Here is a 14,105-nt window from a genome sequence, read left to right on the forward strand (position 1 = left end):
TTAACAATAAAACTCTGAAATTGTGTCTGCTACGAAATAATATCGCGAGACATTCGTGGGACATTCAAGATGACAATTCAGATCGCCCTCGCACTTACCGCCTTCGCCTTCGTCACATCCATCACTCCCGGCCCCAACAACATGATGCTGATGGCATCGGGCGCCAATTTCGGCCTGAGGCGCACCATCCCGCATATGCTGGGCGTGGCCCTGGGTTTCGGCGCCATGATCGCCCTGTTGGGGCTGGGCATGGATAAGGTGATCGCAGACCATCCCCGATTCATGCAAGTCCTCTATTTGTCCAGTATAATCTATGTTTTCTGGCTGGCGTGGAAGATTGCGACGGCTGCCGCGCCCGGAGGCCGGGCCGCAGGGGCCGCACCGATGAGTTTTCTGCAGGCCTGCGCCTTCCAATGGGTCAATCCGAAGGCCTGGGCCATGGCTTTGGGGGCGCTTTCGGCCTATGCGACCGACCGGGCCGGCGTGGCGCTGGTGGTGGTGATCTTCGTGCTGGTGAACCTGCCTTCGGTCGCGGTCTGGGCGGTCATGGGGCAGCGGCTGGGCAGCTGGTTGCAGAACCCGGGGCGGCTGATGCTGTTCAACCGCGCCATGGCGCTGCTGCTGGTGGCCTCGATGCTGCCGGTGATCCTGAACTAGCCGCTGGCGCTGACCGCGATCAGCAGCGCGACGCCCGCAACGATCAGCGCCATGCCCAGAAGCTGGCGCTGGCTTGCCCCCTCGCGGAAGATCCGGCCCGAGACGAGCTGCGCCATCACCACCTCGACCAGCGCCAGCGTGCGCACATTGGCCGCCGCCGTCAGCGCGAAGCCGTGAAACCAGAAGAATGAGGCAAAGGCGCCCAGAAAGCCCGCCCCCAGCGAGCCGCGCCAATGCCGGATGATGCCGCGCAGCGTTGCGCGGTCGCGCAGCAGAAACCAGGCCAGCATGATCGCGCTTTGCATCAGCAGCGACAGCGCAAGGATGGTCGAGGCGCGCAGGAAGGACAGGCCGTAGGGCAGGGCCAGGATCGCGCCCCGAAAGCCGATGGCCGAGAGCCCGAACAGCGCCCCCGCCGCAATGCCAAGACCCACCGCGCCCCAGCCGCCGCTGCGCCAGTTCGTCCCCGACATCAGCACGACACCGAAGGTCGCAATCGCGATCGCGGCCATGTGCACGGGGCCCAGAGTGTCGCCCAGCCACAGCGCGCCGAAGATCGCCAGCGTGACCGGCTCGGTCTTGATCAGCGCGGTGGTGACGCCGAAACCGCGCCGCTCCATCGCGGCCAGCATCAGGGCGGTCGCGGCGATTTGCGAGGCGGCGCCCACCAGCGTCGAGACCAGCGCCCGCAGGCCGGGTGTGGGGATCGGCGTGGTCGCCGACAGCGCCAGCAGGAAGACCGCAGCGAAGGGCAGGCCGAAGAGGAACCGCACGGCGGTCGCACCCATCGTCCCGATCTCGGCCGTCAGCTTGCGCTGTGCGGCGTTCCGCCCGGTCTGGGCGGCTGCCGCGATCAGCGTGACGACGATCCAGTTCAACCCTAGCCCCTGATCGCGGCCAGCATGCGGTGGACGTTGTCAGGATCGGCGTCCGGCGTGATGCCATGGCCGAGATTGAAGATATGCGGGCCACCCTGAAACGCCTCGACGATGCGGCGGGTCTCGTGCTCAAGTTCGGGACCGCCCTCGACCAGCAGGCGCGGGTTCAGGTTGCCCTGCACGCAACCGTCGGTCTGGACATTGGCGGCCGCCCATTCGGCATCGACCGAATTGTCCAGCGCCACGCAATCGGCGCCCACGGCGCGGGCAAAGCCCACGTAGCGCTCGCGCGCCTCGCGCGGGAAGGCGATGACCGGCACGTCCGGATGGCGCGCCTTCAGCGCCTGAATGATGCGGCGCGCAGGGGCCAGCGCGAAATCGTCGAAATCCTGCCCGCGCAGCGATCCGGCCCAGCTGTCGAACAGCTTGATGACCTCGGCCCCGGCCTCGATCTGGGCCGAGAGATATTCGATGGTCCCTTCCGCGATCCGGTCGATCAGCGCCGAGAAAGCCACCCGGTCCGCCGCCTTCATCGCATGCGCCGGGCCCTGATCGGGGGTGCCGCGCCCGGCGATCATATAGGTCGCGACCGTCCAGGGCGCGCCCGCAAAGCCGATCAGCGTCGTCTCGCGCGGCAGTTCGCGCGACAGGATGCGCACGGTCTCATAGACGGGCGACAGCGTCTCGTGGATCGCCTCGACCGGTTTCAGCGCAGCCACGCCCGCCGCGTCGGTGATGGTCGACAGGCGCGGGCCTTCGCCGGTCACGAACCAGACATCCGCGCCAAGTGCCTGCGGCAGCAGCAGAATATCGGCAAACAGGATCGCCGCGTCGAAGCCATAACGGCGGATCGGCTGCAGCGTGACCTCGGCCGCCAGCTCGGGGTTGTAGCACAGCGACAAAAAGTCGCCCGCCTGCGCCCGGGTGGCCCGGTATTCGGGCAAGTAGCGCCCGGCCTGCCGCATCATCCAGACCGGCGGAACCGCCTGGCGTTCGCCCGCAAGGGCACGAAGGATCGTTTTATCTGACATCTCTCACCTCTTGCTCTCCTTCATGGCCAGCCGGTCCCTGTTGTCAAGGCTGCGGGGGGGCGCTAAGGCGGTGGACATGACCAAGATGCCCGATCACACCCGCCCCCTTCGCATCGGCACCCGCGGCTCGGCGCTGGCGCTGGCGCAGGCGCATGAGACCCGTGACCGCCTGATGGTGGCGCATGGACTTGCCCAGGACGCTTTCGAGATCGTCGTCATCAAGACGACCGGAGACCGCATTCAGGACCGCTCGCTGAAGGAACTGGGCGGCAAGGGTCTGTTCACCCGCGAGATCGAGGATGCCCTGCTGGGCCGCGAGATCGACATTGCGGTGCATTCAATGAAGGACATGCCGACGATTCAGCCCGAGGGGCTGGTGCTTGACTGTTTCCTGCCGCGTGAAGACGTCCGCGACGCCTTCGTCAGCCCGCATGTGAACGCCATTTCCGAGCTTCCGCAGGGTGCCGTCGTGGGCTCGTCCAGCCTGCGCCGCCGGGCTCAGCTTCTGGCGCGCCGTCCCGACCTGCAGCTTGTCGAGTTTCGCGGCAACGTCCAGACGCGGTTGAAGAAACTGGACGACGGCGTGGCCGTTGCGACTTTCCTCGCCATGGCCGGGCTGACGCGGCTGGGCCTTGCCCATGTGGCCAAAAGCGCCATCGGCCCGGATGAGATGCTGCCCGCCGTCGCGCAGGGCTGCATCGGGGTCGAGCGGCGTCTGGATGATGCCGATGTGGCCAGGCTGCTGGCCACGATCAATCACACGCCCTCGTATCTGCGCATTCAGGCCGAGCGGGCGTTTCTGGCGCGGCTGGATGGCTCGTGCCAGACGCCGATTGCCGGGCTGGCCGAGCTTGACGGCGACCGCCTGCGCCTTCGGGGAGAGATCCTGCGCCCTGACGGCAGCGAGGTCATCGCCGGTGAGCGTGAGGGGTTGGCCTCGGACGGGGCGGCCATAGGCACGGATCTGGCCAATGAACTGCGCGGGCGCGCGCCTGCGGATTTCTTCGAGCAGCACTGATCAGGCGATCAGCCACAGCACCGCCATCAGCGCGCCCATCAGCATGACGGCGCGCCGGTAAAGACCTAGACCGCGCACCAGATCGGCGGCGGTCGGGTCGGGCGCGGTCTCGTTCAGCCAGGGCTCCAGCGTGACCTTTCCGCCATAGCTGCGCGGGCCCGACAGCCGCACGCCAAGCGCGCCCGCGAGCGCCGCCTCGGGCCAGCCTGCATTGGGCGAGCGGTGAAACCCCGCATCGCGCCGCATCACCCGCGCGGCCTGTGCCCTGACAGCACGCGAGGGTGCTGACAGCACGAACAGCAGCCCCGTCAGCCGCGAGGCGGGCAGGTTCACCAGATCATCCAGCCGCGCGGCCACTTTCCCGAAAAGCTCAAACCGCTCATTGCGGTGGCCGATCATCGAATCCATCGTGTTGATCGCCTTGTAGGCGGCAATCCCCGGCAACCCCAGCAGGGCGGCCCACAGAAGCGGCGCGATGATCCCGTCCGAGGTGTTTTCGCCAAGGCTTTCCAGCGTGGCGCGGGCGATGGGGGCAGGGCTGTCGCCCAGATCTCGCCCGACGATCATCGCGGCGGCGGCGCGGGCCTCGGGCAGGTCGCCCGCGCTCAACGGCCGGGCGACGGCGGCGACGTGATCGTACATCGAGCGTGCCGCGACCAGCGGCCATGCCAGCACCCCCAGAAGGATCGCGCCACCGGGCAGCGGGGCCAGCCGCGCCGTCAGCACCAGCGTGGGCAGCACGGCCGCGCCGATGATCACCAGCACGGTCAGCGCGCCCTTGAGGATTCGGTTCTGCCCCCGGTTCCAGCGTCGGTCCAGCGCGTTGATCAGCCGCGCCAGCCAGACGACCGGGTGGCCGATCCGGCGAAACAGCGCGTCGGGCCAGCCGATCAGCGCGTCGATGGCGAGCGCCGTCAGCGCAATCGTCAGGGTGGTCTCAAAGTCCATGATGCACGCGATTGACCGCCTCGATCCCCCAACCGGCAGGGCTGTGGGTCATGATCGTCAGCGAGAGCGGTGCCACGGCAAAGGCCAGCGCCTGCGGCCCGATCACCATGGCCAGCGCCGCGCGGACCGTGCCTGCATGGGCGATGATCGCGGTGGTGCCGCGCGCATGTTGCAGCGCCGCCTGCACACGGGCGGCCATATCCAGAAAGCTTTCGCCATCCGGCGGGCGGTGCGCGGCAAGGTCGGGCAGCGGCAGCGGCCCCAGATCGGGCAGGCTGTCGAAGGGCTTCCCTTCCCAGGCGCCGAAATCCTGCTCCCACAGGTCGGGGACCTGAGTCGCCACCAGATTCAGCGCAGCGGCGGTCATGCGCGTGCGCTGCGCGGGGCTGGTCCAGACGGAATCGGCCTTCAGCAACTGCACCCGCAGCCATGACAGCGCCGCCAGATCGGCGCAATTCGCCTGCGGGTCTGACCGGCCCGTCAGTCCCAGCGGATTGAGCACCGGCGCATGCCGCACCAGCAGCAAGCGGGTCGGGGGCGAGGGGGCGTCTTGCGGTGTCATCCAGTGGCCAATCATCCGAAAGCAAGTGCTTACTTACATCGCGCAAGGGATGGGCGCGCGCAGCGGCAATGTCAATCGCGGGCAGATTCGTTGATATAATTCAATTTATAACAATGAATTATGCGTAATTCATAAAGCAAAACATAAACCCGTTCGCTGCGTATAGAACGTCGAAAAGCTGTTGTCATGGCAATCTTTCGGCTAGGCTCAGATCAGCACTTGACCGGGCGCGGCAGTTCCGCGCATATTTATTTGAACGATCGTTCAATAACGGGAGAAATCGCCGATGTTCACCGCAGGCATGGAATTCGAACTGGGCGAGGATGTGAACGCGCTTCGCGATATGGTTCACCGCTGGTCACAGGATCGGATCAAGCCGCTTGCGGCCGAGGTCGACCGCTCGAACGCATTCCCCAATGAGCTCTGGACCGAATTCGGAGAGCTGGGCCTCTTGGGCATCACCGTTCCCGAACAATGGGGCGGCGCGGGCATGGGCTATCTGGCGCATACCGTCGCGACCGAGGAAATCGCCCGGGCCTCGGCCTCGGTCAGCCTGTCCTATGGCGCGCATTCGAACCTCTGCGTGAACCAGATCAAGCTGAACGGCACGGATGAGCAGCGGGCGAAATATCTGCCGGACCTGTGCTCGGGCAAGGCGGTGGGCGCGCTGGCCATGTCCGAAGAAAGCGCGGGCTCGGACGTTGTCTCGATGAAGCTGCGGGCCGAGAAGCGCAACGACCGCTATGTGCTGAACGGCAACAAATACTGGATCACCAACGCGCCCGACGCGAATACGCTGGTCGTCTATGCCAAGACCGACCCCGAGGCGGGCAGCAAGGGCATCACCGCCTTCATCGTCGAGCGCGGCATGGCGGGTTTCTCGACCTCGCCCCATTTCGACAAGATGGGCATGCGCGGCTCGAACACCGGCGAGCTGATCTTTGAAAACTGCGAAGTGCCCTTCGAAAACGTGCTGGGCCAGGAAGGCAAGGGCGTGCGCGTCCTGATGTCGGGCCTGGATTATGAGCGTCTGGTGCTGTCGGGCATTGGTCTGGGCATCATGGCCGCCTGCCTTGACGAGGTCATGCCTTATGTCAAGGAACGCAAGCAGTTCGGCCAGCCCATCGGGGCGTTCCAGCTGATGCAGGGCAAGATCGCCGATATGTATGTCGCGCTGAATACCGCACGCGCCTATGTCTATGAGGTCGCGCGCGCCTGTGACGCGGGCAAGGTCACGCGGCAGGATGCGGCGGGCGCGGTGCTTTATGCCTCGGAACAGGCGATGGTGCAGGCGCATCAGGCCGTGCAGGCCCTGGGTGGCGCGGGCTTCCTGAACGATTCCGTCGTCAGCCGTCTGTTCCGTGACGCCAAGCTCATGGAGATCGGTGCCGGCACCAGCGAGATCCGCCGCATGCTGATTGGCCGCCAGCTGATGGATATTGCCTGATGCGCGCGCTTGTCCTGCTGGCCTTTCTTGCCGGTCCCGCCTTCGCGCAGGACGTCGTCAGCTATGATGACGCGCTGCTTGCCGCCTGTCTGAACGATGTCTCGAAGCAGGAGGACGAGGGGACGAAGGGCGATCCGCGTCTCACCTGCATCGGCCAACCTGCGGCGGCCTGCATGCAGGGTGCGAATGGTGGGACTACCGTGGGCATGGTCCAATGCCTCGCGAAGGAAACAGCGCAGTGGGACAAGCTGCTGAATGACAACTATGCCAAGGCGCTCAAACGCTTCGAGGCCGCCGATGCCGAGTTGAAAGAACTGGGCTCGGCCGCATCGCCTGCGACCCCGGTTCTGAAAGAGGCGCAGCGCAGCTGGATCTCGTACCGTGACAAAAGCTGCGAGTTTGAGGCCGTCCGCTATCAGGGCGGCACGGCGGGCGGTCCCGCTGCGGGCACTTGCGCGCTGGATCTGACTGCCGCGCAGGCGTTGCGGCTGATGGACATTGCCGGGGATGGTGTCGGGGAATGACCTGCGGCCACCCATTTTTCTGTGAAGCGCATTTCTGTAACAGGAACAAGCCATGAAGCTCAGCTCTGCCGCGTTGCCCTCTTCTGACGCCTTCCGCGCCAATCGCGACGCGCATCTTGAGATGCTGGCCACCGTGCGCGAGGCGGCGGATGCCGCTGCGGCGGGCGGCGGCCCCAAGGCGCTGGAGCGTCACATCTCGCGCGGCAAGATGCCCCCGCGAGAGCGGGTGGCGAACCTGTTGGACCCCGGCAGCCCCTTTCTGGAAATCGGCGCGACTGCCGCGCATGATCTTTATGACGGCGCCGCCCCCGGTGCGGGCGTGATCGCAGGCATTGGCCGGGTCAAGGGGCAGGACGTGATGGTCGTGGCCAATGACGCGACGGTCAAGGGCGGCACCTATTACCCGATGACGGTGAAAAAGCACCTGCGCGCCCAGGAAATCGCGCAGGAATGCCATCTGCCCTGCGTCTATCTGGTCGACAGCGGCGGCGCGAACCTGCCCAATCAGGATGAGGTCTTCCCTGACCGCGACCATTTCGGCCGCATCTTCTATAATCAGGCGCAGATGAGCGCGATGGGCATTCCCCAGATCGCCGTCGTCATGGGCTCGTGCACCGCAGGAGGCGCCTACGTGCCCGCCATGTCCGATGTCACGATAATCGTGCGCAATCAGGGCACGATCTTTCTGGCGGGCCCGCCGCTGGTGAAGGCCGCGACCGGCGAGGTCGTCTCGGCCGAGGATCTGGGCGGGGGCGACGTGCACACGCGCCTCTCGGGCGTGGCCGATTATCTGGCCGAGGATGACGCCCATGCACTGGCGCTGGCCCGTCGCGCGGTCGGCAACCTCAATCGCAAGCTGCCCTCGACCGTGGTCTGGCAATCGCCCGAGGCCCCGGCCTATGACCCCGAGGAGATCCTTGGCGTCGTGCCCGCGAACCTGCGCACCCCCTATGACATCCGCGAGGTCATCGCCCGCACCGTCGACGGCTCGCGCTTCGACGAATTCAAGGCCCGCTTCGGCGAGACGCTGGTGACGGGCTTTGCCCATATCGAGGGCTGCCCGGTCGGCATCATCGCGAACAATGGCGTGATCTTCTCGGAAGCCGCCCAGAAGGGCGCGCATTTCATCGAGCTTTGCAGTCAGCGCGGCATCCCGCTGATCTTCCTGCAAAACGTCACCGGGTTCATGGTCGGGCGGAAGTACGAAAACGAAGGCATCGCCCGGCATGGCGCCAAGATGGTGACGGCGGTCGCGACGACCAATGTCCCCAAGATCACCATGCTGGTCGGCGGCAGCTTCGGCGCAGGGAACTATGGCATGTCGGGCCGCGCCTATTCGCCGCGCTTCCTGTGGACCTGGCCCAATTCGCGCATCTCGGTCATGGGGGGCGAGCAGGCGGCAGGCGTGCTGGCCACCGTCCGCCGCGACGGGATCGAGCGGGCAGGCGGCACCTGGTCGCCCGAGGAAGAGGCCGAGTTCAAGCGCCCCACTATCGAGATGTTCGAGCGACAGTCGCACCCGCTTTACGCCTCGGCGCGGCTTTGGGACGACGGCATCGTCGATCCGCGCAAGACGCGTGAGGTGCTGGCCCTGTCGCTGCGTGCCTGCCTCAATGCCCCGATCGAGCCGACGCGCTTCGGCGTCTTCCGGATGTAGGGGCGATGCAGGACGCTGTGGCAGAAAGACTTCGGCACTATCCCGACGCGGTGCGCACCCGCTTCGGCGATGGTCCGGAATTGTCGGCCCGTCTGCTGGACCTGATCCGTCAAGGCAAGAAAACGGGCACCTGCGGCGCACTGGCGCATTATGAAGCAGATGGAGAGCCTGTGCCCAGCAAGGGCGATATTGTCATCGCCGAGAATTGGGACGGGACCCCTGCGCTGGTCTACGAAGTCACTGGCGTGCACATCTGCCGCTTCGACGAAGTGACCGAGGCCTTCGCTTTGACGGAAGGCGAGGGTGACTACGACGACTGGAAGCGCGGTCATATCGACTATTTCACCCGCAACGGCGGCTACAGCCCCGATCTGCAAATCGTCTGTGAAAGCTTCCGCGTGATTGAGGTGCTTCCATGATCCGCACCCTCGCAGCCCTTACCCTGATGACAGGCACCGCCATGGCCGATCCCGCCGCCCTTCTGAACGCCGCCAACCGTGGCGACGCCGCCACCGTGAAGGCCGAGATTGCGGCGGGGACCGATCTGGAAAGCCGCAGCACCAAGGGCGAAACCGCGCTGCTGCTGGCGACCCATGGCAACCATGTCGAGGCCGCCCGCGCGCTGATCGAGGCCGGGGCCGATGTGAACGCCAAGGACCAGATGCAGGACAGCGCCTATCTTTACGCAGGCGCGCGTGGGCATGACCAGATCCTAGCCCTGACGCTGGCCCATGGCGCGGATCTGAAAAGCACCAACCGCTTTGGCGGCACGGCGCTGATCCCGGCGGCGGAACGCGGGCATGTCGACACCGTGGGCCTGCTGATCAAGGCGGGCGTCGATGTGAACCACGTCAACCGCCTCGGCTGGACCGCGCTGATGGAGGCGGTGATCCTGGCCGATGGCGGCCCCCGCCATCAGGAAATCGCCCGGCAGCTTCTGGCAGCCGGAGCCGACCCGAATATTGCCGATCATGACGGCCAGACGCCCCTGCAGCATGCCCGCCGCATGGGTCTGACCCGGATGGCCGAAATTCTTCAAGCGGCGGGTGGCCGGTGACCGGCCCCGCGCTCATGTCCTTACGGCGGCTTTGCCCCCCATCCAGAAGCGAGATGGCTGATGTTTGAAAAGATCCTGATTGCCAATCGCGGTGAAATTGCCTGCCGCGTGATCGACACCGCCCGCAGGCTGGGCGTGCGCACCGTCGCCGTCTACTCGGATGCCGACCGCGCCGCGCGGCATGTCGCCATGGCCGATGAGGCCGTCCGGATCGGCGGCCCTGCGCCCAGGGACAGCTATCTGCTGGGTGACGTGATCATTCAGGCCGCGCGCGACACCGGCGCGCAGGCGATCCATCCGGGCTATGGGTTCCTCTCGGAAAACCCTGATTTCGTCGATGCGGTCGAAAAGGCCGGGCTGGTCTTCATCGGGCCGTCCTCTTCGGCGATCCGCAAGATGGGGCTGAAGGACGCGGCCAAGGTGTTGATGGAGAAGGCGGGCGTTCCGGTCGTGCCGGGCTTTCACGGCGACAATCAGGAGGCGGGCTTCCTGAAGGAACAGGCTGACCGCATCGGCTATCCCGTCCTGATCAAGGCGGTCGCGGGCGGTGGCGGCAAAGGCATGCGACTGGTCGAAAAGCCCGCCGAGTTTGCGGCCGCGCTCGCCTCGGCGCAGGGTGAGGCCGCGACGGCCTTCGGCAACCCCGCTGTGCTGATCGAGAAATACATCCAGCAGCCCCGCCATATCGAGTTGCAGGTCTTTGGCGACGGCACCCGCGCGGTCCACCTGTTCGAGCGTGATTGTTCACTGCAGCGCCGCCACCAGAAGGTGATCGAGGAAGCCCCGGCCCCCGGCATGACCCCCGAGATGCGCGAGGCCATGGGCCTTGCCGCCGTCCGCGCCGCCGAGGCGATCGGCTATTCCGGCGCGGGCACGATCGAATTCATCGTCGACGGCTCGAACGGGCTGCGCCCCGATGGCTTCTGGTTCATGGAGATGAACACCCGCCTTCAGGTTGAGCATCCGGTGACCGAGCTGATCACCGGCGTCGATCTGGTCGAATGGCAGCTGCGCGTCGCCTCGGGTGAGCCGCTGCCCGCCCGGCAGGAGGATCTGTCGATCAACGGCCACGCCTTCGAGGCGCGGCTTTACGCCGAGGACGTGCCCGCAGGCTTCCTGCCCGCAACCGGCACGCTGGCGCATCTTCAATTCCCCGAGAACGCCCGGATCGAGGCCGGCGTGCGGCAGGGCGATGCGATCTCGCCTTGGTATGATCCGATGATCGCCAAGGTCGTGACCTTCGGCCCGACCCGCGACATCGCGCTGCGCGCGCTGGAGACCGCGCTGATCGACACCGAGGTTGCAGGCTCGGTCACCAACGTCGAATTCCTGATCGCGCTGACCCGGCACGAGGGGTTCGGCAAGGGCGAGGTCGACACCGGGCTCATCGGTCGCGATCTGGCGGAGCTGACCGAAGCCGCGAACCCCGACCCGCGCGCCCGCGCGCTGGCAGTGATCGGGCTGGCGGGTCTTGACGATCCGAAGGTCGTGGGCGGGGTCACGCTCTGGGCGCCGCTGAAGCGCACCATCACCTGGCAGGGCGGAGAGGCCGTGCTGGAGGTGCTGGGACCGGGCCGCGCCCGCGTCATCCTGGACGGCAGGCCCCATAATGTCGAATGGACCGGCGGGCGCTGGTGGGTCGATGGCCAGCCGCGTCGTTACCGCATCGTGAACCATGCCGCCGGGACCAGCGTCTTTGGCGGACGCCCGGTGACCCTGACCCCCGCCGATCCGCTGGACCGGGGCGGCGATGAGGCCGGGGGCGGCCTGACGCTTTCGCCCATGCCGGGGCTGGTCAAGGAGGTCTTCGTGACCGCAGGGCAGACGGTGACCGCAGGTGACCGGCTTGCGATCCTTGAGGCGATGAAGATGGAGCACACCCTGACCGCCGCCCGCGACGGTACCGTGGCCGAGGTGCTGACCCATGCCGGTGATCAGGTCGAGGCCGGTGCGCCGCTGATCCGGCTGGAAGATGACAATGGCTGAGATCACCCTGTGGCATGTGCCCATGTCACGCTCGGTCCGGGTGATGTGGCTGCTGGAAGAGCTGGGGCTGGAGTATGACCTCCAGACCCTGTCGCTGTTCGACGGCTCGATGCGGAAGCCACCCTATGACACGATCCATCCGGTCGGGCGCGTGCCCGCGCTGCAGATCGACGGGATGGTGCTGCACGAATCCGGCGCGATGATCGAATATCTGTGCGAGACGCGCGGGCCGGACCTGTGGCGCGCGCCGGGAGCCGAGGGGCGTGGCCAATGGCTCGACTGGCTGCATTTCGCCGAAACGCTGGGCCAGCATCTGGCGAACCTGACGCAGCAGCACATCGCACTGCGCGAGGATTGGCAGCGCTCGCCCACGGTGATGAAGCTTGAGGCGGCGCGGCTGGGCCGGGCGCTCAATCTGGTCGAGGCGGCGCTGCAGCACCGCGACTGGTTGATGGGCGCGTTTTCCGGCGTCGATTGCGCCGTGGGCTACAGCGTCGATCTGGCCAGCCGCTTCGTGCCCTTCAAGGCCCGCCCGGCGCTGGCCGCCTATCGCGACCGCATTGTGGCGCGCCCCGCCTTCCAGCGCTGCCAGCCCAAACCGGGCGATGACGTGATCTATCGCCACGAATTCTATGAGGTGCCCGATGTCTGATCCGGTCGAGATTTTCGAGGTCGGCCCGCGCGACGGGCTGCAGAATGAAAAGCGGCTGATCCCCGCCGCCGACAAGATCGCGCTGGTCGATCTGCTGTCGACCGCAGGGTTCCGGCGGATCGAGGTGACCAGCTTCGTCTCGCCCAAATGGGTGCCGCAGATGGGCGACGCCGCCGAGGTCATGGCGGGCATCACCCGCGCGCCCGGCATCAGCTATGCGGTGCTGACCCCGAACCTGAAGGGATATGAGGGCGCGCGCGCGGCCCGCGCCTCGGAGATCGCGGTGTTCGCCAGCGCCTCCGAGGGGTTTTCGAAAGCGAACCTGAACGCCACCATCGCCGAAAGCCTTGAGCGCATGCGCCCCGTGATCGAGGCCGCGAAGGCCGATGGCATCCCGGTGCGCGGTTATGTCTCGGTGGTGACGGATTGCCCCTTCGACGGCCCGACGCCGCCCTGCAACGTCGCCCGCGTGGCGGCGCTTTTGCGCGACATGGGCTGCTATGAGATCAGCCTGGGCGAGACTTTGGGCAAGGGCCGGGCCGAGACGGTGGACGCGATGCTGACGGCGGTCCTCTCTGAGGTGCCTGCCGCGCGGCTGGCCGGGCATTTCCACGACACCGAGGGCCGGGCGCTGGAAAACATCGACGTGTCGCTGGCGCGCGGGTTGCGGGTCTTTGACGCCGCGGTCGGCGGGCTTGGTGGCTGCCCCTATGCGCCCGGTGCCAAGGGCAATGTCGCGACCGAACGGGTCGCGGATCATCTGGCCGAACTGGGGCATCCCACCGGGCTTGATATGGAAATCGTCAGGCGGGCGGCCGATCTGGCCCGCAGCCTGCGCTGAGGGAAACGACATGTACCAGACCATCCGGATCGATCAGGATACGCGCGGCGTCGCCACCCTGTGGCTGGCGCGGGCCGACAAGCACAATGCGCTCTCGGCGCAGATGCTGCGCGACCTGACGGCGGCGGCGGGGGCGCTTGGCGCGGACGCCTCGGTGCGGGCCGTCGTGCTGGCTGCCGAGGGGAAAAGCTTCTGCGCGGGCGGCGATCTGGCCTGGATGCAGGAACAGATGGCCGCAACCGCCGAGGTCCGGCGCGAGGGCGCGCGCGAGCTGGCCTATATGCTGAAGGCGATGAACGAATTGCCGAAACCGCTGATCGGCCGCATCCACGGCAATGCCTTCGGCGGTGGCATCGGCATGATGTCGGTCTGCGACGTGGCGATTGGTGCAGAGGGCGCAAAATTCGGCCTGACCGAGACCCGGCTGGGCCTGATCCCCGCCACCATCAGCCCCTATGTTCTGGCCCGCATGGGTGAGGACAAGGCCCGCCGCGTCTTCATGTCGGCGCGCATCTTTGATGCCGAAGAGGCCGTGCGGCTGAACCTGCTGGCCTCGACCGTCTCACCGGAATCGCTGGACGCCGCCGTCGAGGCCGAGGTGCTGCCCTATCTCTCGGTCGCGCCGGGCGCGGTTGCGGCGTCGAAACGGCTGGCCCGCAGGCTGGGCCCGCGCATCGATGACGCGGTGATCGAATCGACCATCGACGATCTTGTCGCCGTCTGGGAAAACGACGAGGCCCCACATGGCATCGCGGCCTTCTTCGACAAGCAAAAGCCGCGCTGGCAGCAGGGATAAGCGCCAAGGCCGGGCCTTGCACGGCTGACATGGCGGGTCTTCCGGCAATGC

15 protein-coding genes are annotated in these 14,105 nt (G+C 66.6%); 11 read left to right on the forward strand and 4 right to left on the reverse strand.

Features of this window, described 5'->3' with window-relative positions; translation table 11 throughout:
- Nucleotides 1-69: 69 nt before the first annotated feature.
- Nucleotides 70-657 (forward strand): LysE family translocator, encoded by a 588-nt coding sequence (locus IQ24_RS00125; protein WP_145395685.1) that lies wholly within the window; start codon nt 70-72, stop codon nt 655-657.
- On the opposite strand, the gene IQ24_RS00130 is transcribed toward IQ24_RS00125, so the two are convergent.
- Both IQ24_RS00130 and hemE read right to left on the reverse strand, forming a co-directional pair.
- Entirely contained in the window at nt 654-1,535 is an 882-nt protein-coding gene (locus IQ24_RS00130) for a DMT family transporter (protein WP_145395686.1), read from the reverse strand. The two genes, IQ24_RS00125 and IQ24_RS00130, sit on opposite strands and share 4 nt — an antisense overlap.
- Nucleotides 1,536-1,537: 2 nt before the next feature.
- On the reverse strand, nt 1,538-2,566 hold the full coding sequence (hemE, locus tag IQ24_RS00135) for a uroporphyrinogen decarboxylase (RefSeq protein WP_145395687.1): 1,029 nt from the start codon (nt 2,564-2,566) through the stop codon (nt 1,538-1,540).
- A 76-nt stretch (nt 2,567-2,642) separates the two neighbouring features.
- Between hemE and hemC the strand changes: the two genes are divergently transcribed.
- Nucleotides 2,643-3,584, forward strand: a complete 942-nt coding sequence (hemC, locus tag IQ24_RS00140; RefSeq protein WP_145395688.1) for a hydroxymethylbilane synthase — start codon at nt 2,643-2,645, stop codon at nt 3,582-3,584.
- Here hemC and cbiB read toward each other — a convergent pair whose 3' ends face one another.
- Nucleotides 3,585-4,532 (reverse strand): adenosylcobinamide-phosphate synthase CbiB, encoded by a 948-nt coding sequence (cbiB, locus tag IQ24_RS00145; RefSeq protein WP_145395689.1) that lies wholly within the window; start codon nt 4,530-4,532, stop codon nt 3,585-3,587.
- Complete coding sequence (locus tag IQ24_RS00150) at nt 4,522-5,094, reverse strand: histidine phosphatase family protein (RefSeq protein WP_145395690.1); 573 nt, start codon at nt 5,092-5,094, stop codon at nt 4,522-4,524. The genes cbiB and IQ24_RS00150 overlap by 11 nt, the downstream gene beginning before the upstream one ends.
- A 286-nt stretch (nt 5,095-5,380) precedes the next feature.
- On the opposite strand from IQ24_RS00150, the gene IQ24_RS00155 reads away from it, so the two are divergent.
- The 9 genes from IQ24_RS00155 to IQ24_RS00195 are packed head-to-tail and all read left to right on the forward strand — an operon-like array spanning nt 5,381 to nt 14,054.
- A complete protein-coding gene (locus tag IQ24_RS00155; RefSeq protein WP_145395691.1) occupies nt 5,381-6,541 on the forward strand; it encodes an isovaleryl-CoA dehydrogenase in 1,161 nt (386 codons plus the stop codon).
- Nucleotides 6,541-7,065: a lysozyme inhibitor LprI family protein gene (locus tag IQ24_RS00160; protein WP_145395692.1), complete on the forward strand. Its 525-nt coding sequence runs from the start codon at nt 6,541-6,543 to the stop codon at nt 7,063-7,065. Before IQ24_RS00155 ends, IQ24_RS00160 begins: the two co-directional genes overlap by 1 nt.
- A gap of 52 nt (nt 7,066-7,117) precedes the next feature.
- The gene (locus tag IQ24_RS00165) at nt 7,118-8,722 is read left to right on the forward strand and encodes a carboxyl transferase domain-containing protein (RefSeq protein WP_145395693.1); all 1,605 of its coding nucleotides are present in this window, start codon (nt 7,118-7,120) and stop codon (nt 8,720-8,722) included.
- Nucleotides 8,723-8,739: 17 nt separating this feature from the next.
- On the forward strand, nt 8,740-9,141 hold the full coding sequence (locus IQ24_RS00170) for an ASCH domain-containing protein (protein WP_242007842.1): 402 nt from the start codon (nt 8,740-8,742) through the stop codon (nt 9,139-9,141).
- Complete coding sequence (locus IQ24_RS00175) at nt 9,138-9,779, forward strand: ankyrin repeat domain-containing protein (protein WP_145395695.1); 642 nt, start codon at nt 9,138-9,140, stop codon at nt 9,777-9,779. Before IQ24_RS00170 ends, IQ24_RS00175 begins: the two co-directional genes overlap by 4 nt.
- A gap of 60 nt (nt 9,780-9,839) precedes the next feature.
- On the forward strand, nt 9,840-11,765 hold the full coding sequence (locus IQ24_RS00180; RefSeq protein ID WP_145395696.1) for an acetyl-CoA carboxylase biotin carboxylase subunit: 1,926 nt from the start codon (nt 9,840-9,842) through the stop codon (nt 11,763-11,765).
- Nucleotides 11,758-12,417 (forward strand): glutathione S-transferase family protein, encoded by a 660-nt coding sequence (locus tag IQ24_RS00185; RefSeq protein ID WP_145395697.1) that lies wholly within the window; start codon nt 11,758-11,760, stop codon nt 12,415-12,417. Before IQ24_RS00180 ends, IQ24_RS00185 begins: the two co-directional genes overlap by 8 nt.
- Nucleotides 12,410-13,258: a hydroxymethylglutaryl-CoA lyase gene (locus IQ24_RS00190; RefSeq protein ID WP_145395698.1), complete on the forward strand. Its 849-nt coding sequence runs from the start codon at nt 12,410-12,412 to the stop codon at nt 13,256-13,258. The genes IQ24_RS00185 and IQ24_RS00190 overlap by 8 nt, the downstream gene beginning before the upstream one ends.
- A gap of 10 nt (nt 13,259-13,268) precedes the next feature.
- Complete coding sequence (locus IQ24_RS00195) at nt 13,269-14,054, forward strand: crotonase/enoyl-CoA hydratase family protein (protein ID WP_145395699.1); 786 nt, start codon at nt 13,269-13,271, stop codon at nt 14,052-14,054.
- The last annotated feature ends 51 nt before the right edge of the window (nt 14,055-14,105 follow it).

It is taken from the genome of Paracoccus sulfuroxidans, assembly GCF_007830335.1.
Lineage (GTDB): Bacteria > Pseudomonadota > Alphaproteobacteria > Rhodobacterales > Rhodobacteraceae > Paracoccus > Paracoccus sulfuroxidans.